The sequence below is a fragment of the Acidocella sp. genome, from assembly GCF_027352905.1.
Taxonomy (GTDB): domain Bacteria; phylum Pseudomonadota; class Alphaproteobacteria; order Acetobacterales; family Acetobacteraceae; genus Acidocella.
Window position 1 is genome coordinate 50,522 of record NZ_DAIEIF010000051.1, and the last position, 17,315, is coordinate 67,836.

At 60.3% G+C, this 17,315-nt stretch carries 16 protein-coding genes; all 16 read right to left on the reverse strand.

The genetic code is table 11. The features are described 5' to 3' along the window. Positions 1 to 3: 3 nt before the first annotated feature. Positions 4 to 1,155 (reverse strand): acyl-CoA dehydrogenase family protein, encoded by a 1,152-nt coding sequence (locus M7H45_RS09815; RefSeq protein ID WP_298216501.1) that lies wholly within the window; start codon positions 1,153 to 1,155, stop codon positions 4 to 6. Continuing rightward, positions 1,155 to 2,276: an acyl-CoA dehydrogenase family protein gene (locus M7H45_RS09820; protein ID WP_298216502.1), complete on the reverse strand. Its 1,122-nt coding sequence runs from the start codon at positions 2,274 to 2,276 to the stop codon at positions 1,155 to 1,157. Before M7H45_RS09820 ends, M7H45_RS09815 begins: the two co-directional genes overlap by 1 nt. 140 nt (positions 2,277 to 2,416) lie before the next feature. Next, positions 2,417 to 3,541 (reverse strand): CaiB/BaiF CoA-transferase family protein, encoded by a 1,125-nt coding sequence (locus tag M7H45_RS09825; RefSeq protein WP_298216503.1) that lies wholly within the window; start codon positions 3,539 to 3,541, stop codon positions 2,417 to 2,419. Next, positions 3,538 to 4,395, reverse strand: coding sequence for a MaoC/PaaZ C-terminal domain-containing protein (locus M7H45_RS09830; protein ID WP_298216504.1), 858 nt, complete (start codon positions 4,393 to 4,395; stop codon positions 3,538 to 3,540). Before M7H45_RS09830 ends, M7H45_RS09825 begins: the two co-directional genes overlap by 4 nt. A gap of 20 nt (positions 4,396 to 4,415) precedes the next feature. Then, the gene (locus M7H45_RS09835) at positions 4,416 to 5,567 is read right to left on the reverse strand and encodes a thiolase (protein WP_298216506.1); all 1,152 of its coding nucleotides are present in this window, start codon (positions 5,565 to 5,567) and stop codon (positions 4,416 to 4,418) included. 4 nt (positions 5,568 to 5,571) lie between these two features. Continuing rightward, on the reverse strand, positions 5,572 to 5,949 hold the full coding sequence (locus M7H45_RS09840; protein WP_298216507.1) for a Zn-ribbon domain-containing OB-fold protein: 378 nt from the start codon (positions 5,947 to 5,949) through the stop codon (positions 5,572 to 5,574). A gap of 77 nt (positions 5,950 to 6,026) precedes the next feature. Continuing rightward, entirely contained in the window at positions 6,027 to 7,193 is a 1,167-nt protein-coding gene (locus M7H45_RS09845) for an acyl-CoA dehydrogenase family protein (RefSeq protein WP_298216509.1), read from the reverse strand. A 12-nt stretch (positions 7,194 to 7,205) separates the two neighbouring features. After that, positions 7,206 to 7,688 (reverse strand): MaoC/PaaZ C-terminal domain-containing protein, encoded by a 483-nt coding sequence (locus M7H45_RS09850; protein WP_298216511.1) that lies wholly within the window; start codon positions 7,686 to 7,688, stop codon positions 7,206 to 7,208. After that, a complete protein-coding gene (locus tag M7H45_RS09855; protein WP_298216513.1) occupies positions 7,685 to 9,208 on the reverse strand; it encodes a class I adenylate-forming enzyme family protein in 1,524 nt (507 codons plus the stop codon). The genes M7H45_RS09850 and M7H45_RS09855 overlap by 4 nt, the downstream gene beginning before the upstream one ends. 14 nt (positions 9,209 to 9,222) lie before the next feature. After that, positions 9,223 to 10,389, reverse strand: coding sequence for an acyl-CoA dehydrogenase family protein (locus M7H45_RS09860; protein ID WP_298216514.1), 1,167 nt, complete (start codon positions 10,387 to 10,389; stop codon positions 9,223 to 9,225). Next, positions 10,382 to 11,131: an SDR family NAD(P)-dependent oxidoreductase gene (locus tag M7H45_RS09865; RefSeq protein WP_298216516.1), complete on the reverse strand. Its 750-nt coding sequence runs from the start codon at positions 11,129 to 11,131 to the stop codon at positions 10,382 to 10,384. The genes M7H45_RS09860 and M7H45_RS09865 overlap by 8 nt, the downstream gene beginning before the upstream one ends. A gap of 16 nt (positions 11,132 to 11,147) precedes the next feature. Beyond that, positions 11,148 to 12,278, reverse strand: coding sequence for a CaiB/BaiF CoA-transferase family protein (locus M7H45_RS09870; protein ID WP_298216518.1), 1,131 nt, complete (start codon positions 12,276 to 12,278; stop codon positions 11,148 to 11,150). Position 12,279: 1 nt separating this feature from the next. Next, positions 12,280 to 13,467, reverse strand: a complete 1,188-nt coding sequence (locus M7H45_RS09875) for an acyl-CoA dehydrogenase family protein (protein ID WP_366145538.1) — start codon at positions 13,465 to 13,467, stop codon at positions 12,280 to 12,282. 57 nt (positions 13,468 to 13,524) lie between these two features. Further along, positions 13,525 to 14,319: a citryl-CoA lyase gene (locus M7H45_RS09880; protein WP_298216520.1), complete on the reverse strand. Its 795-nt coding sequence runs from the start codon at positions 14,317 to 14,319 to the stop codon at positions 13,525 to 13,527. A gap of 21 nt (positions 14,320 to 14,340) precedes the next feature. Continuing rightward, positions 14,341 to 15,300 (reverse strand): hydroxymethylglutaryl-CoA lyase, encoded by a 960-nt coding sequence (locus M7H45_RS09885; protein ID WP_298216522.1) that lies wholly within the window; start codon positions 15,298 to 15,300, stop codon positions 14,341 to 14,343. After that, a complete protein-coding gene (locus M7H45_RS09890) occupies positions 15,297 to 17,312 on the reverse strand; it encodes a biotin carboxylase N-terminal domain-containing protein (RefSeq protein WP_298216523.1) in 2,016 nt (671 codons plus the stop codon). Before M7H45_RS09890 ends, M7H45_RS09885 begins: the two co-directional genes overlap by 4 nt. Positions 17,313 to 17,315: the final 3 nt, after the last annotated feature.

Below are 17,315 nucleotides of genomic sequence, written 5' to 3' on the forward strand. Positions count from 1 at the left end.
GAATTAATCCGGCAGTTCCAGCACTGCCTTGGCGAGAATATTGCGTTGGATCTCGTTGGCGCCGCCATAGATCGTTGTCGGTCGCGCCTTATAGAAGCTGGAGAGAACATCCATGCCCACATTGCCGACCTGCAGCGGGCCCAGCGTACCGCCATCGGGACCGGCGGCCTCGACCATCAGCTCGGTGATGCGCTGGAACGTCTCTGTTACCCAGATTTTGAGCATCGAAACATCGGAGCCCAGCGTCTCGCCGCGCTTCAACTGGTCGGCGAAACGGGTATAAAGCGCCGCATGATCCTCCACGTCCAGCGCCGCTTGGGCGAAGCGGTCCCGGAACACCGGATCCTCAAAGGCGCCACGCCCGCGCGCGAAGCCTTCCAATTGAATAAGAGCATTCTGCGCGAGGTTGGGTGAGCCGATGAAAATGCGCTCGAAACTGAGCAGCGCCTTCGCCATCGTCCAGCCCTTGTTCATCTCGCCGACCAGATTCTCACGCGGCGTGCGGGCATTATCTAAAAATACCTCGCAAAACTCCTCTTCTCCCGCGAGGGTCTTGATCGTGCGCACCGTGATGCCGGGCTGATCCATCCGCGCCAGCAGAAAGCTGATGCCCTGCTGCTTCTTCGGCGCGTTGGGGTCCGTGCGCACCAGCATGAAAATATGGGTCGAATCATGCGCCATCGTCGTCCAGATTTTTTGGCCGTTGATGACAAACTCATCACCTTCCAGCGCCGCGCGCGTCCGTAAATTAGCGAGATCGGAACCCGCTCCAGGCTCGGAATAGCCCTGGCACCAGATGGTCTCGCAAGACAGGATCCGAGGAAGCCAATAGTCCTTCTGCGCCTGGGTGCCGTATTTGATGATCAGCGGCCCGACCATCTGCACTCCCATGTCGCGGCCTCGGACAATTCCCCAGCGCTGCTGCTCCTCATAGAAGATCAGAAGCTTCGCGGCATTCAGCCCCATGCCTCCGTATTCCGCCGGCCAGGCCGGGGCAACCCAGCCCTTGGCGTGCAGTTTTTTATGCCAATGCTCGATTTCGGCAAATTTTGGGCGGTGCGAGAGATTCCGTAACTCCGCCGGATATTCCGTTTCGAAAAATCGCCGAACTTCCTTGCGAAACTCGGCGTCACTCATCTGGTTCCAATCGGTCATTATGCCGCCTCCTCCCGCTCACGCGCTTCCAGCCAAAGGCGGCGATGATAAACATCGTCCCCCAGCCATGCGGTCAATACAAGCGCGCGGTTCAGATAAAGCCCGATATCAAATTCATCGGTGTAGCCGACAGCGCCATGAAGCTGGATCGCCTCACGGGTGATCTTGCGCGCGGCGACACAGGCCCGCGCCTTGGCCCGGCTGGCCTGCCTGGCCCGCTGACGCGGATCATTGGTTTGATCCATACGCGCCAACGCCTCCCGTATACCCGCCGCCGCCACTTCCTGCATGATGCGTTGATCGACAGCGCGGTGTTGGAGCACCTGGAACGCGCCAATGGGTTTGTCGAATTGTTCGCGAGTCTTGATGTAATCGAGAGTGATTTCAAAAGCGCGCTCGCTGAGGCCCACCAGCTCGGCGGCGGCGAGGGCGGTGGCATCGCTCACCGCCTCGCTCAGAGCGGTTTCCACGGCGGCGCCCTCGGCGAGACGCTCAGCGGGCGTACCATTAAAAGCGAGCTCCGCCATGACGCTGCCGTCTGCTTGTGGCCTTTCCTCTATGGAAAGATTTGCAGCCCCTTTTTGCACCAGCGCCAGAACCGGACCGGCGCCGCCTTGCGCCACCACGAGATAGCCCGACGCCCCACGGCTACCAACGACCCAAGCCTTGCGGCCATCGAGCTTACCATCCGTGTAACGGCAGGCCCGGGTCTGCGCCACGCCACGCGGTCCGCGCTCTTGCCAGGCCGGCGCCAGCACGGAATTGCCTTCCAGCGCCGCACTCAGCGCGGCATGAGCTGGGCAAAGCCGGTACAGGAGACCAATCGTAAGCCCGGCCATGGCCACGATGGGTTCCGGCGCGAGCACGCGCCCCGCCTCCTCCGCGACGACCCCCGCCGCAACCAGACCCATGCCAAGTCCGCCTTGTTTTTCCGGTATCGCCGCGCCAAACGCGCCAGCCTCCGCCAGTTCGCGCATAAGACCGGCATCCCAGCCCTGCGGCGCGCCCCGGAGTTTGCGGGCACGGCCAACCCCGCCCGCCCGGTCGAAAAGAGTGCGAACGCTTTCGCGGAACAGCCGCAGCTCGTCCTGATTTTGGGATGTCATATCAGTGCTGGTCATTTGGCCCATACTTCTTCGTTGTGAATGGCTTCAAAATGCGTTGGCGGAAGGAATCAGCCGCCTTCGGGTTATCCCATAATCTAACAATCATTAGGCTATCGCCCCCTCCGGCCAGCGTCAATCGTGGATGGCATTCCCGCCTATGGCAAACCAAGTTCCCGATTGTGCTGCCCCAGCGGACTTGCCTGCCCCACCCGGTCAGCGGGTGCGCGAAAATCAGGCGCGAGTGGCAAAGGCAAGGCCGGCGCCTCGCGATCCGCTATGCGCAACTTACGCGCAAAGACGCCACGCGCGGTAAAATGCGGGTCCCGCGCGGCCTCGGCTGGGGTTTTCAAGATGGTGCAGCAACAATCAGCGGCCTCTAGCAATGGCGCCCAATGGGTGGAAGGCCGGGCGGCGAGCCGGCGAGCCACCTCCGCCGCGCAGGCGGCGGGATTACGCTTGTCGTCGCGCAACTCCGCTGGCTGGCCGATGACATCGCAAAACGCCTGCCAAAATTTTTCCTCCACCGCGCCGACAGCAATAATACGGCCATCCGCCGCCGGGTAGAGGCGATAACGCGCCAACCCGCCCGTCAGCCGGCTGGCAGCATTGGGGATGTCTTGCCCAGCCACAACCGCCGCCGCATGCGCCCAATAGGCGAACATGAACGCGCCCTCTGCCATCGCGATATCGAGATGCGTGCCCTCGCCGCCCTGGTCGCGCGCCCGCAGCGCCAGGAGAATATTGACCACGGCGGGATAGGTGCCGCCGCCAATATCGGCCACCAGCGCGAAGGGCATGGTGGGGTTTTCATCCGGACCGCGACTGAGCGATAGAATTCCCGCATCACCGACATAATTCATGTCGTGGCCCGCAGCGTTCGCCTTGGGGCCGGTTTGGCCGTAACCGGTAATCGAACAGTAAATGAGGCGGGGATTAATGTTGCGTACCGCCTCATAACCGAGACCGAGACGGTCCATCACACCCGGACGGAATTGCTCGACCAGCACATCCGCCCGCTCCAGCAGCGGCCGCAACGCCTCCACCGCGCCCGGCGCCTTGAGGTCGAGCGTCACCGATTTCTTGCCTTGATTGAGAATGGCGAAGCCTATGCTTTCACCTTCGATCTTCGGTTCCGTTGCCCGGGCATCCTCGCCCGTTCCAGGCCGCTCGAATTTGATTACTTCCGCCCCGGCCTCGGCCAGCATCAATGTTGCCATCGGCCCCGGCAGCAAGGTGCTGAAATCGAGAACGAGAATTCCCGTGAGCGGTTGCCGGCTCATTTGAATCTCGCGGCTCCGTTATTCAGCACCATAACACCTCGCGCGGGTATCGAGGCACGGAAACGGGCTTCCCCGCCCTCTTCCCAGATATCGAAACGCACCGTCTCGCCGGGATATACCGGAGAGGAGAAACGGACATCGAGCCCGATTAGCCGGCTCGCGTCGTAATCGAGCAACGTCTTTAAAATCGCCCGGGCGGCGAGACCATAAGTGGCGAGACCATGCAGGATCGGCCGCTCGAAACCGGCGGCGCGCGCCACGTCTGGGTCGGCGTGGAGCGGGTTGTAATCACCGCTGAGCCGGTAAATCAGCGCCTGGCGCGGCAGGGTGGTCAACTCGCACACATGGTCCGGCGCCCGCTCGGGCAATACGGCAGGGGCAGGACCGGCCCGGTTCTCGCCGCCAAATCCACCATCGCCGCGGCAGAAGGCCGACATGGTGACCCGGGCCAGCGTCTCGCCGCTATCCGCGTTGATGATATCGCGGCTTTGATAGATAACCGCACCCTTGCCCTCGCCCTTATCCGAGATAAAGTCGATCTTCGGGCGGCCAATAATAGTGCCTTTCACTGGCAGCGGCTTATAGATATCAAGCCATTGCTCGCCGTGGAGCACCTTCTTCCAATCCACGCCCGTTTTGGGGTTGCGTAACCAGAAGCCGGGATAGCCCAACACAACCGGCATGGAGGGAACCGTTTTCAACCCGTCCTCATAGACGAATTGCAACTCCTTCTTGTCGCACGGATCCTCGCCAAAACCCAGCCCCAGCGCATAAAGCATGGTATCGCGCTCGGTCACGGTTTGCCTGATTTCATCGAACTCCCAGCTTGAAAGCGCAGCAATATCCAGTGGCATCGGTTCCCCCTTTGATGATGTTAGAGCGTGGCGGCAGACCCCAGAATAGCGGTGACCTGGCTGGTGAGAACACCGCCATTGCCATGCGCCAGCGCCAGGTTCACATCCTTGATCTGCAATCCAGGCGCATCGCCGCGAATTTGGCGGGCGGCCTCTATGATGGTGAAAATGCCGTACATGCCGGGATGCACGCATGAAAGCCCGCCGCCATTCGTGTTCACCGGCAGCACCCCGCCCGGGGCGATCCGCCCGCCCTCGACAAAAGTCCCGCCCTCACCTTTCTTGCAAAAGCCAAGATCCTCCAAAAACAAAATTGTATTGATGGTGAAAGCGTCGTAAAGCTCCACCACATCTATATCCGCAGGCTTCACCCCCGCCGCGGCGAAGGCGCGCTGGCCGGATTCGCGTGCCGCCGTCACGGTGAAATCCGGCATCTGGGAGATCTGACGGTGGGCGCTCTCGGCAGCGCTGCCCAGCACATAAACGGGGGGCTTGGGAAAATCCTTTGCCCGTTCCGCCCGCACCAGCACCACCGCGCCACCGCCATCGGTGACGAGACAGCAATCCCGCACGGAAAGCGGGTCGCAAACCATGCGCGCTGACAGCACTTGCTCTTGCGTCAGCGGCCCGCGCTCGAACGCCTCCGGATTCTGCTGCGCCCAGCCGCGCGCGGCCACAGCCACATCAGCCAGCTGCTCGCGAGTCGTGCCGAATTCATGCATATGACGCGCCGCCGCCAACGCATAAGCGGAAATAGGGTAACGCGGATTGTAGGGGGCCTCATAAGGTGGCGGACGGGAGACCGTGACCAGCTTGCCCGAGGCGGTGCGCTGGTTGGAACCATAAACGATCAGCGCCACATCGCAAAGCCCGGCCTCCAGCGCCATCGTTGCCGAGGTCAGGTAATTCACGAAAGACGAACCGCCGGTCATCGTGCCTTCCACGAAGCGGGGACGGATGCCGAGATATTCCGCCGCCATAAGCGCGGGCATGCTGTCTTCCATCATGGTGCAGAACAGCCCGTCCACGGCGTTCAGCTTGAGTCCGGCATCGCCAAGCGCCGCCAGCGCCGCCTGGGCCATGATCTCATAGGCGGTCAACCCATGCGCTTCACCAAAACCGGCATGGCCTGTGCCCACGATCGCGGCTTTGCCACGCAATTGGTTCGTCATGGTTTTATCCCTCCGCCGGCTTGCAGAGAACCGCCGCGCCCCCCGCGGCCTCGCCGACATAGGCGGTCACTACCATGCCGATCTTTACCTCTTGCGGAGCAAGCCCTTCCACCCGGCTCATCATCCGCACGCCTTCTTCCAACTCCACCATGCAGATATTGTAGTCACCGCCATGTTCCGGTTTCTGCCGCACCACGGTGGTGGTGTGTATTTCGCCCCGTCCGGATACCGGATGCCAGGCGAATTCCATGGCGTGGCAATGGGGACAGACAAGGCGGGGAAAGAAATGAAATTTACCGCAGGAGCGGCATTTCGGCAAAATGATTCTGCCCTCCGCCAACCCGTTCCGGAACATTTTATCCGGATGCCCGGTAGTTTCCATCCCTTGGTCCTTTCCTGGTCGCTTCCGCGCAACAATCTAACGGATGTTAGAATTTTGGCAACCCGGGCTCCGTCCCTTCAATATGATTTGGGCAAGCCTAACGCATTTTCGGCGATAAAGGATAAGATGAGCTGCGGTGTGATCGGGGCGATCCGGAACAATATTGCCTCTCGCACCAGACGCTCTACATGATATTCCTTGGCGTAGCCGAAACCGCCGAAGGTCAGCTGGGCAGTCTGCGTCGCTTTCACAGCGGCCTCGCCGGCAAGATACTTGGCGGCATTCGCCTCATTGCCGCAAGGCTTGCCCGCATCATACAAGGCTCCGGCATGCATGGCCATCAGATTAGCGGATTCAAGCTCAGCCCAGGACACCGCAAGCGGATGCTGCACGCCTTGATTCTGGCCAATCGGCCGGCCGAAGACCACACGCTCATTGGCATAGGCTGCGGCGCGTTTGAGCGCGTTGCGGCCTATGCCGACGGCCTCCGCGGCGATCAACACCCGTTCCGGGTTGAGCCCGTGGAGGATCTGACGGAAGCCCTGCCCTTCTTCCCCGATCAGGTCTTCAGCGGGAATCGGCAGACCGTCGATGAACAACTCATTTGAATCCACGCATTTACGGCCCATTTTCTCGATCTCGCGGACATCGACATAATTACGGTCGAGATCGGTATAAAATAGGCTTAACCCCTCAGTCGGCTTCTTTACTTCATCCAGCGGAGTGGTACGCGCCAAAAGCAGGATTTTATTCGCCGTCTGGGCGGTGGAAATCCACACCTTCTGGCCGTGGACAATATAGCGGTCGCCCTGACGTACCGCCCGGGTCTTGAGCTTGGTCGTGTCGAGGCCTGTCGTTGGCTCTGTGACTCCAAAACAAGCCCGCTCCTTGCCAGCGATCAAAGGCGGTAAATAGCGCCGCTTCTGCTCGTCAGTGGCGAATTTTACCACTGGATTGAGACCAAAAATATTCATGTGAATCGCGGAGGCGGCGCTGTTGCCCCCACCCGATTCGGCGATGGCCTGCATCATGATGGCTGCCTCGACGATGCCTTGGCCCGAGCCGCCATATTCTTCCGGAATGGCGATGCCAAGCCAGCCGTCCTTAGCGAGCTTCTGATGCAGCTCTACCGGGAAGCCCCCCTTGCGGTCGCGTTCAAGCCAGAAGGCATCGTCGAATTCCGCGCAAATTCGTAAAATCGCTTCCCGGATATGCGCCCGTTCCGGCGTCATTTCATAACTCATTTCATTTCCCCTTCATTCCGGCCGCCGCCGCACCAACAATTTCCAAATTCCCTCGACCACGATTTCGCCGCGCTGGTTCGTTACCTCGCGTTTAAGCGACAAGACGCCACGATCCGGCTTTGACGTCTCCCGCTTGTCCTCGACAACCACCCGCAACCCGATCGTGTCGCCAATGAAGGCCGGCTTTGGAAAACGGCAATGCATGTCCAGCAATCCCAGCAGGGACGGCTCGAGAAAATTGTTAAGCAGCATCCGAGTGAAGAGCCCGGACATCACGGCAACCACCAGCAAACCATGGGCAATGCGCTGGCCGAAAGGGGATTTTCCCGCATATTCGGCATCCACATGCAGCCGGTTGAAATCACCGGAGAGGCAAGCAAAGGCTGTAATATCAGCCTCGGTGATCGTGCGGGTCGCGCCTTCAAAACAATCCCCGACGGCGAGATCCTCCCAAAAGATCTGCTCGTCCTTCAATTTGTTGAAATCGACTGTCACCCTCTATCCTCCTGAAGATGAAGCTGGGCGAGTACCTGCTCCTTCAATTCGCCTTTGAGAACGCGGCCGGTGAGATTGCGCGGCACCGACTCCATGAACACAACGCGGCGCGGCCGCTTGTAACGCTCAAGCCGGGCCTCGGCATAAGTGATCACGTCTTCCTCGCTCAACGAGGCGCCTGGAGCCGGGACGATCACCGCGCAGATCAACTCGGTCCAATGGGGATCGGGCAGACCGATGCAATGCGCCTCGGCAATACCGGAATGGTTAATGAGGAGTTCTTCGATATCTCCTGCATAAATATTGATGCCGCCGCTTTTGATGATATCGCGCTTGCGCCCGGCGAACCAGAGCAGCCCGTTTTCATCCATCCGGCCCAAATCACCCACTGTCACATAGTCGCCACGGCGGGTTTCGTTGGTGAGTTCGTTTTCCTTATAATAACAATCGAAGCGAGATTCGCTGCGTGTGCAAATTTCCCCAACCTCGCCCAGCGGAACCTCATTAAGGTCATCATCCAGTAATTTCAGTTCGACTCCAAAAAAGGGACGGCCCACGCAATTGCCGGTCATGTGCGCGCGCAAATCGGCGGCGCGAAGATTGGCGTACGGGCCGGCCTCGGTGGAGGCGGCGTAAATATTCAAGGCATCGCCGAAACGCGCTAGAATTTTGGCTTTTAAATCAGGGAAAATCTCTCCCGCGCCAGATTGTAGCGTGCGCACCGATGAAAGATCGGCGTCATCGAAACCCGGCACTTCGGTGAGACGCTGCAGCATCGCCGGCAGCAGCATGGTCGCGGTGATCCGCTCGGTTGTGATCAGGCGAAGCGCTTCCTCGGCCTCGAAACGCTCCATCAGATACACGGTGCCGCCCAGATAAAGTGGCAGCAAAGTATAGGCGCAACCCGCCGAAAGGCAGATGGGCAAGGCGCAAAGCATCCGATCATCTGGACGAAAACCCTGCTCGATCGCCCGCTCTTCCATGCCATAACGGCTGCGTAGCGCGCCCTTCGGCACACCTGTCGTTCCGGATGTATGCAGCATGATGGTGGTGCCCCCTTCCCCCGGTGGCGGATCAGGCGGGGTGGCAGCGATCATATCCGCCAGCAAAGGCAGGCCGGTATTGCCAGCACGCTCGCCCAGCACCAACATTCCGGGTACGGCATCCCGAAACAACCCGGCATGCTCCAATACCGTTTCATCGAGCAGAAGCAGAGCGCTATCCGCCCGGCGCACCACCTCAGCCATAATCTCCGGCTTGATTCGGTAATTCACCGGCGCCGGAATCGCGTCCAGCCCGGTGATCGCGATATAGGCGGCAAGAAAATCCGGGTGATTCTCGGCGATGATCGCTACCTTATCGCCTGGGGCGATGCGCTGGCCGTGCAGAACCGTCATCATCCGCTCGACCCGGTCCTGAAACGCGGCGTAGGATTGAGGCTGGCCCTTGAAAACCACCGCATCCTTTTTGGGAAACCGCTTGGCATTCAGGCGTAGCGCCTTCAGGAAGGTCATGGGCATCGACGGCTCCTCCGTCAGCTGAACGCGGATAGGCCCAGAATTTCGCGTCCGATGATCAGGGTTTGAATTTCCGAGGTGCCCTCCGGGATCAGGCCGCCCCGTGTATCGCGGAAAATCCGTTCAATGGGATAATCCGTGCTGTAGCCCATGCCGCCATGCGCCTGCAACGCCATGGACGCGACCTCATGCGCCGCCTCGCTGGCATAGAGCTTGGCGATGGAACACTCCCGCCGCGCGCTCAAGCCTTGATCCATCGCCTGGGCGGCACGATCCGTCAAAGCCCGGGCCGCCTCGGTGCGCACCGTCATATCCACAATCAGCTTCTGCACCAATTGGAAACCGCCGATCGTCTTGCCAAACTGCTTGCGGGTTTTAACGTAATCAGTCGCTAAATCCAGCGCCGCCTGGGCCGCGCCCACCGCACCCGCCGCCACGTTGAGCCGGCCGTAATTCAATCCAGTAAGGATCGCTTTCAATCCTTGCCCTTCCGGCCCCAGCAGGTTTTCCCGAGGGATGCGCGCATCGCGGAACCCGAGCTGCGAGGTGGCCGTGGCCTTGACGAACATGGTGCCGACCCGGCTCGCCTCGTACTCCGTTTCATCGCGATCGACCAGAAACAGGCTGAGACCGCCATCGCAACGCGGCGAAAAAGTCCGAGCCACCAGAACTCCCAGGCGGCCGTTCACACCATTGGTGATCCATAATTTATTGCCGTTGACAAGCCAGTGATCGCCCCGCTCCTCCGCCCGGGTGGTGACACTCGCCACATCCGACCCATGCTCCGGCTCGGTGATCCCGACCCAGACGGGCAATTCGCCACGTAATAACGGCTCCAGCCATTTACGCTTCTGCCGCTCATCTCCCAGATGATGCAGGAGTGCCACGACGATGTTCAGGGTGTTCAGCAAAACCCGCAAAGACAACCAGCGATACCCGGCCTCTTCCATCATCATCGCCCACGCGCGATAGGTAAGACCGAAACCACCCGCCTCCTCCGGCAGGAGGCCTCCCACATAGCCGAATTCGCGCAACTGCCCGATGAGTTCCCAGGGAAACGAGCCTCGCGCCTCACTTTCGGCGATACGCGATTCGGACAGGTTCTTACCCATGAACGCGCGAATGCTCTCCCGCAGCATCCGCGCCTCGTCGCTCAGCCCATCTGCGGCTGGGGCCTCAGCCATACCGGCCGCCGGTGATGTGCAGCGTCTCGCCTGAAATATATCCCGCCGCTTCGGAGACCAGAAAAAGCACCCCATTGGCGATATCACGCTCAGTGCCCAGGCGTGGAACGGTGTTCATCGCCAGTGCCCGCTGCTTGATCTTCTCGTAATGGGGTAAAGCGGCGATCATCTCAGTGGCGATGAAGCCTGGCGCGATGGCATTGACCGTGACGTTGAAGCGGCCTTGTTCCATCCCGAGCGCGCGGGTGAAACCGATGATGCCCGCCTTGGCGGCGGAATAATTTGTTTGGCCTGGATTGCCGAAATGCGCCCGGGAGGAGATATTCACGATCCGGCCGTATTGCTGCTTCATCATATGGGGCACGACCGCCGCTGAGCAGAGATACGCGCCCTTGAGTATGACCTCGACAACCGCGTCCCAATCCTCCTCCGGCATCTTGGTGATGTAATTGTCGCGCGGAAAGCCCGCATTATTGACGAGAATATGGACCGTGCCGAACGCCTCGACCGCTTTATCAACCATTGCCGCCACGCTGGCCTTGTTTCGGACATCGCAGGGCACTCCGATCACCTCATAACCCTCGACGGCCAGGGCGCCCCGCGTGGCCTCGGTGGTATCGGGATTGATGTCGGTAATGACGATTTTAGCGCCTTCCTCGGCCAGGGCCCTGGCGGTGACCGCGCCTATGCCCCGCCCAGACCCGGTGACGATCGCCACTTTATCCTTCAAGCCGAGATCCATGCCATCACCCCCCTTCTCAATCTTTCCCGCAGAATTCCGTAAGAACGGCCTGGGTATGCTCACCCAGCGACGGCACCGGTCCGTAATGGCGTTCGGCCCCGCGAACGATTGGCGCCGGAGCTGGAAACGATATTTCCCCCGCAGCGCTTCTCACCGTGATCCGTCGCAAATGCGGGTGGCGGGAAAGCGCCTCCATATCGTTCACCTCCGCAAAGGCGATGTCCGCCTTGGTCAAATGCTTGAGCAACTCCGCCGCTGACAGCGCGCCGAACGCCTGCGCCACGGCAGCGTCGGTCTCGGCCCGGTTGGCGACCCGCAGCACTGTACTCGCAAAACGTGGATCGGAAGCCATCCAGGCAAGTCCGGGCACGCCCGCGCAAAACGCCTTCCATTCCCTCTCATTCTGAATGGAAATGAGAACTTGCCGCCCATCCGCAGTGGAAAACACCCCATAAGGCGCAATGGAGGTATGCGAAAGCCCCGAGCGTTTTGGAGGATTGCCCTGCTCGGCGTTGTAGAGCGGCACGGCCATCCAATCCGCCATCACATCGAACATCGAGATGCGGATATCTGCGCCCTCACCCGTGCGTCCCCGTCCGATCAGCGCCTCTAAAATGGCGGTCTGCGCGGTAACGCCGGTTGAGATGTCAACGACGGATATGCCAACGCGCGCCGGCCCTTCCGGGCCGCCGGTAATGGAAGCCAACCCTGATTCGGCCTGGATGAGCAGGTCATAAGCTTTGCGGTTGGCGAGCGGTCCCTCATCTCCATAACCTGTGATGGAGCAACAGATGAGCCGGGGATAGGCAGCGCGGAGGGATTCGATGGAAAGCCCAAGCCGCGCCATCGCCCCTGGTTTCAGGTTTTGAATCAGCACATCGGCCTGGGCGATGATGGCCCGCAATTGTTCGCGTGCCTCGGGCTGCGTCAGATCGAGCACCACCGATTCCTTGCCGCGGTTCAGCCAGATGAAATAAGAACTCCCCGCAGGCGTCGCCGCGTCATAATACCGGGCGAAATCGCCTTCCGGGCGCTCGATCTTGATCACCCGCGCGCCGGCATCAGCCAGACGCGCGCTGCAAAATGGCGCGGCGACGGCCTGTTCGATACTGACGACCAGCAATCCCTCCAGCGGCAACGCACTCATATCAATACGACCTTGGCATGCCGAGCACATGCTCGGCGATGAAACTCAGGATGAGATTGGTGGAGATCGGCGCCACTTGGTAAAGCCGGGTTTCGCGGAATTTACGCTCAACATCATATTCCGCCGCAAAGCCGAACCCGCCATGGGTTTGCACGCAGGCCTCCGCCGCCTCCCAGGCGGCCTCCGCGGCGAGCATCTTCGCCATATTGGCCTCGGCACCGCAATTCTCTCCGGCTTCGAACAAGCCGGCGGCTCGATGCACCATCAATTCCGCCGCCCGCATCCGCGCATAGGCTTTGGCAATGGGGAACTGGATACCCTGATTCTTACCGATCGGCCGTCCAAACACCACCCGCTCATTGGCATAAGCGGTTGCTTTATCGATGAACCATTTGGCGTCGCCAATGGATTCAGAGCCGATCAGGATACGTTCCGCATTCATGCCTGAGAGGATATAACGGAAACCCCTACCCTCTTCGCCAATCAGATTCTTGGCGGGAACCATCACATTGTCGAAAAACACTTCTGTGGTGGAATGGTTCATCATGGTGGGAATAGGACGAATGGTAAGCCCTGCCTTCTTGGCCTCGCGCATATCCAGCAGAAAAATGGACAATCCGTCCGTGCGCTTTTTCACCGCGTCCAGCGGCGTGGTGCGCGCCAGCAGCAGCATCAGGTCGGAATACTCCGCCCGCGATGTCCAGATTTTTTGGCCGTTGACGATGTAATGATCACCTTCCCGGCGCGCCACGGTGCGCAGAGAGGCGGTGTCGGTGCCGCTGGTCGGCTCCGTCACCCCGAAGGCCTGCAAACGTAACTCGCCGCTGGCGATTTTGGGCAGATATTTAGCCTTCTGTTCCGGGCTGCCATGGCGCAGCAGCGCGCCCATAATATACATCTGCGCGTGGCAGGCAGCGCCATTGCAGCCCGCGCGCTGCACCTCTTCGAGGATCGCCGCGGCCGCTGAAAGGCCGAGTCCCGAGCCGCCATATTCTTCCGGAATAAGCGCCGAAAGCCAGCCTCCCTCGGTTAAGGCTTGGACGAATTTAGCCGGATAAGCATCCTTGCGGTCCAGTTCTTGCCAATAAGAGCCTGGAAACGCGGCGCAAAGCTTGCGCACTTCGGCGCGGATCTCAGCATGCGATTCCTGCTCTGCGGCTTTAGAGGTGGTCAATATCCTACTCCTGATTCCGTTTTCCGTTCCGTGCTGTGTGATCGAATTGGCGTCGAGGATCAAGCCGCCCGATCACTTGGGCTTGGGACCGGATGTTTCCAAAATTTCGGCTTCGGCACGCTGCCAGATCTCGAAGGAAATCGGGTCCTGGCTTTCCTCGAAAATATGCCCGACGAGTCCAATCGCCCGCGCCATCACGCCGAATCCGCGCACGATTTTCCACGGAAAGCCAAACTCGCAACAGATCGCGCCGATCGCCCCCGTGGCATTGATCGGCAACACCTTGCCGGAAGTCTTTTCCGCCTGAGCCTGTATTTTCTGAACCAGTGCCACATACTCGCCAGACATGCCATTCTCGGCGGCGATCTGGAACAGGCGCGGCGCCCGCGGATCTACCGGCTTGTGCAACGGATGGCCCAGCCCCGGCACAATCGCCTTGGCAGCATGGAATTTCTCAACGGTCGCGGCGGCGATAGCATCAAGATCGGCGCCAGAGCCAACCTTCTCGCGCGGCAGCGCCTCGGAGAGCATTTTTGCGGCCCCCTCCATCGAGCCCACAAACACCGAACCCAGACCGCACAACCCGGCCGCCACTGCCGCCTGGAGGGATTCGGGCGCGCCCATATAGGTCATGCGCGCGACGAGCGCCGAAGGGGTAATCCCATGCTCGACCAAAGTGATGAGGATGGCATTGAGCACCCGGCTCTCTTGCGGTGTCGCCTTGCGGCCCATTAATTGTAAAAAGGCGAAATCGCCGAGATCCATGTGTCCGAGGATCTCATTGGGAAGATCGAGACCGCGCACGCAGATTCTATCCGGTGTGCTCCAGGCGATTTTTGAGGTAATTTTCTCTTTACGCTTTGCCATGTCAAATATCCTTGAAGCCCTTCATGCCGCCTTGCGGTATTTATCCAGCCCGCCGGAATGCATCACCCGTCCCATCAAGGGCGCGCCGATGATTTCCTCGGCCTTTTGCGCCGCCGCGATCAGCTTATCGAGATCAATCCCTGTCTCGATGCCGAGTTCGCGGCAAAGAAACACGGCATCCTCGGTGCAAACATTTCCGGCGGCCCGGGCATGGCCGTGCCCCGCAAAGGGACAACCGCCCAACCCCGCTACCGAGCTTTCAAACATGTCCACCCCCATGGAAAGCGCCGCGTAGAGATTGGCGATGCCCATGCCGCGCGTGTCGTGAATATGCATCCCAATCCGAGCCTGGGGAGCCATTTCGCGCAACGCGCCGATCATACGCTTCACCGCCTCGGGATTTCCCCAGCCCATCGTATCGGCGATCACCAGAATGGGAACGGGAATATCTTCTTCCTGGCAAAGTTGTAAAACGAAGCGGAAATCATCGAGAATCCGCTCCTGCGGAATCGGACCTTCGAGATTGCAGCCGAATGCTGTCATTACATAGGCCGCATCCACCCTCAGGCCTTCTTGCTTGTAGAGGCGCACCCAATCCCGCTGCTTCTCCCGTATTTCTGCGGACGAGCAATTGTTGTTTGCGCGCGCGAATTTCTCGGATGGATAAAATAGGAGGCGGGGATCGAGATCCACTTTATGAGCGCTCAGCGCTTTGCGGAATCCCTTTTCGTTCAGCCAGAGCGAGGTGTATTTCACGCCCGGCTTGCGCTCGATCCGCTCGAATAACTCGCCCGTATCCGCCATTTGCGGCACGTATTGCGGGCTGACGAAGCTTCCGACCTGAATACGCTTCAGCCCAGTCTCGCTCAGCATATTCAAAAGCTCGACGCGCTGTTCGATCGGATAGATTTTCTTCTCGATCTGGAAGCCTTCGCGCGGCCCCTCCTCGCGGAATTCGACGAATTTAGGAAAATCGCTCATGCACCTGCCTCCTCGGGCGGCAAAATTTCAGCAATGACCCGGCCCCGGTCGACCATGGCGCCTTTCGTGACGACAATATTCTTGACGATACCCGCCGCGGGTGCCCGGATTGAGATTTCCAGTTTCATCGACTCCATCACCGCGATCACCTCGCCCTCAGAAACAGTCTGATCCTCGGCAACCTTGACATCCACGATCAAGCCGGTCAGGGGAGAGATGACCGCGCGATCCGCCGCTGTATCGCTTTCCGCAAAGGCCAAGGCGGGAGCGGGACGGTACAGAACACATCCTTCCGGCGTGTCGATCTCAATGACGCCGGGGCCGCGTCTAACCGTCACCATATGCACGGCCCCGCCTTCGCTCACGCGCCAGCGGCCCCGCTTTAACTCATGCGCAGCCAGCATGAGCGCTTCGCCATTTTCGGCGATCACCTCGTAATGTTCACCGGCTTTTACGGGGCCTACGCGGAACTCCTCCGAGTCTCCCGCATCATCGGTCAGAATCACCAATTGCCTGGCTTCCATGGCGCCGCCCCCGAGGCCAAGCCGCCATCCGGTGTAGATGTCGCGATTGATCGAGGGATCAGCCATGCCATCCCGGCGCGGCTCCGCCATGAACAATACAGCGGCGAGTGCTTTCCACAACCGATTATGGACGAGTTCGCGCGGACGCAACAATTCGTCCAGGCGCTCATCGATCCAGCGCGTATGCACCCGCATGCGGGCGAAATCCGGATCACGCGCTAAAGCCGCAAGAAAAGCGCGGTTGGTCTGCACGCCTTCCACCGCGACATGATCAAGCGCCTGCGCCAGGCGGGCCAGGGCCGTCTCCCGGTCTGGCGCATGCACGATCAGCTTGGCGATCATCGGATCATAATAAGGTGTGACAGCGTCCCCCGCCTCCACGCCGCTATCGATACGCAACCCGGCGGGCAGGCTGAGCGTGGTCAGTTTGCCGGTGGAAGGCGCGAATTGCATCGCCGGATCCTCAGCATAAAGGCGGGCTTCGACGGCATGGCCATTGATCTTGAGATCGGCCTGGGTCATGCCCAACCCCTCACCTTCGGCCACACGCAAATGCAAGGCAACAAGGTCGAGTCCGGTGATCGCCTCGGTAACCGGATGCTCGACCTGAATGCGTGGATTGACTTCCAGAAAGAAATATTCCTCACCGGCGACAAGAAATTCAACCGTGCCCAGGCCGCGATACGCCAGCGTTTTACCCAGCCGCACAGCGTCATGCGCGATCTTGTCGAGCAAAGGCCGGGGCAGACCCCAGGCGGGGGCTTCCTCGATGACTTTTTGATGCCGCCTTTGCAAGGTGCAGTCGCGCTCGAACAAATGAATGACATGCCCTTTGCCATCCCCAGCGATCTGAATCTCGACATGGCGGGCGCTCGGCAGAAAGCGTTCGAGGAGCAAGCCTTCTGAACCGAAGGTGGATTTCGCTTCGCGCAAAGCGCCTTCGATATCGGCCATTAGCGTCGCCTCGCTGGTGACGAGACGCTGCCCGCGGCCGCCGCCGCCGCCCACGGCCTTGAGCAGCACGGGCAATCCCATTCGCCGCACCTCGGCCGCGATTTCCTCCGGGTTGGAACGGGCGCCCTCCGCCCCTGCGATCACGGGCACGCCCGCCGCGATCGCAGCCTCCTTGGCGCTGGCCTTGTCGCCGAAGCGTTCCAATGTCTCCGGCGTCGGCCCCATGAAGATCATGCCCGCCGCCTCCACAGCGCGGGCAAATTCTGGATTTTCCGCCAGGAAACCATACCCCGGATGAATGGCATCCGCCCCGGCGGTTTTCGCCGCCGCCACCACCGCGTCAATGCGCAGATAGCTCTCCGAGGCAGGGCCGCCGCCAATGCAGAATGACTGGCCGATCTCGCGCACATGCAGCGCGTTCGCGTCAGCCTCCGAATGGACAGCCACAGGGGTAATGCCGAGTTCCCGCGCGGTGCGGGCGATGCGGCAGGCGATTTCGCCACGATTGGCGATGAGAAGCGTTTTGATTTTCATCTG

What these genes read in the sequence shown, in the direction of transcription:
- M7H45_RS09815 (WP_298216501.1), bottom strand. Translation starts at nt 1,155, where the DNA reads ATGACCGATTGGAACCAGATGAGTGACGCCGAGTTTCGCAAGGAAGTT.
- M7H45_RS09820 (WP_298216502.1), bottom strand. Translation starts at nt 2,276, where the DNA reads ATGACCAGCACTGATATGACATCCCAAAATCAGGACGAGCTGCGGCTG.
- M7H45_RS09825 (WP_298216503.1), bottom strand. Translation starts at nt 3,541, where the DNA reads ATGAGCCGGCAACCGCTCACGGGAATTCTCGTTCTCGATTTCAGCACC.
- M7H45_RS09830 (WP_298216504.1), bottom strand. Translation starts at nt 4,395, where the DNA reads ATGCCACTGGATATTGCTGCGCTTTCAAGCTGGGAGTTCGATGAAATC.
- M7H45_RS09835 (WP_298216506.1), bottom strand. Translation starts at nt 5,567, where the DNA reads ATGACGAACCAATTGCGTGGCAAAGCCGCGATCGTGGGCACAGGCCAT.
- M7H45_RS09840 (WP_298216507.1), bottom strand. Translation starts at nt 5,949, where the DNA reads ATGGAAACTACCGGGCATCCGGATAAAATGTTCCGGAACGGGTTGGCG.
- M7H45_RS09845 (WP_298216509.1), bottom strand. Translation starts at nt 7,193, where the DNA reads ATGAGTTATGAAATGACGCCGGAACGGGCGCATATCCGGGAAGCGATT.
- M7H45_RS09855 (WP_298216513.1), bottom strand. Translation starts at nt 9,208, where the DNA reads ATGCCCATGACCTTCCTGAAGGCGCTACGCCTGAATGCCAAGCGGTTT.
- M7H45_RS09860 (WP_298216514.1), bottom strand. Translation starts at nt 10,389, where the DNA reads ATGGCTGAGGCCCCAGCCGCAGATGGGCTGAGCGACGAGGCGCGGATG.
- M7H45_RS09865 (WP_298216516.1), bottom strand. Translation starts at nt 11,131, where the DNA reads ATGGATCTCGGCTTGAAGGATAAAGTGGCGATCGTCACCGGGTCTGGG.
- M7H45_RS09870 (WP_298216518.1), bottom strand. Translation starts at nt 12,278, where the DNA reads ATGAGTGCGTTGCCGCTGGAGGGATTGCTGGTCGTCAGTATCGAACAG.
- M7H45_RS09880 (WP_298216520.1), bottom strand. Translation starts at nt 14,319, where the DNA reads ATGGCAAAGCGTAAAGAGAAAATTACCTCAAAAATCGCCTGGAGCACA.
- M7H45_RS09885 (WP_298216522.1), bottom strand. Translation starts at nt 15,300, where the DNA reads ATGAGCGATTTTCCTAAATTCGTCGAATTCCGCGAGGAGGGGCCGCGC.
- M7H45_RS09890 (WP_298216523.1), bottom strand. Translation starts at nt 17,312, where the DNA reads ATGAAAATCAAAACGCTTCTCATCGCCAATCGTGGCGAAATCGCCTGC.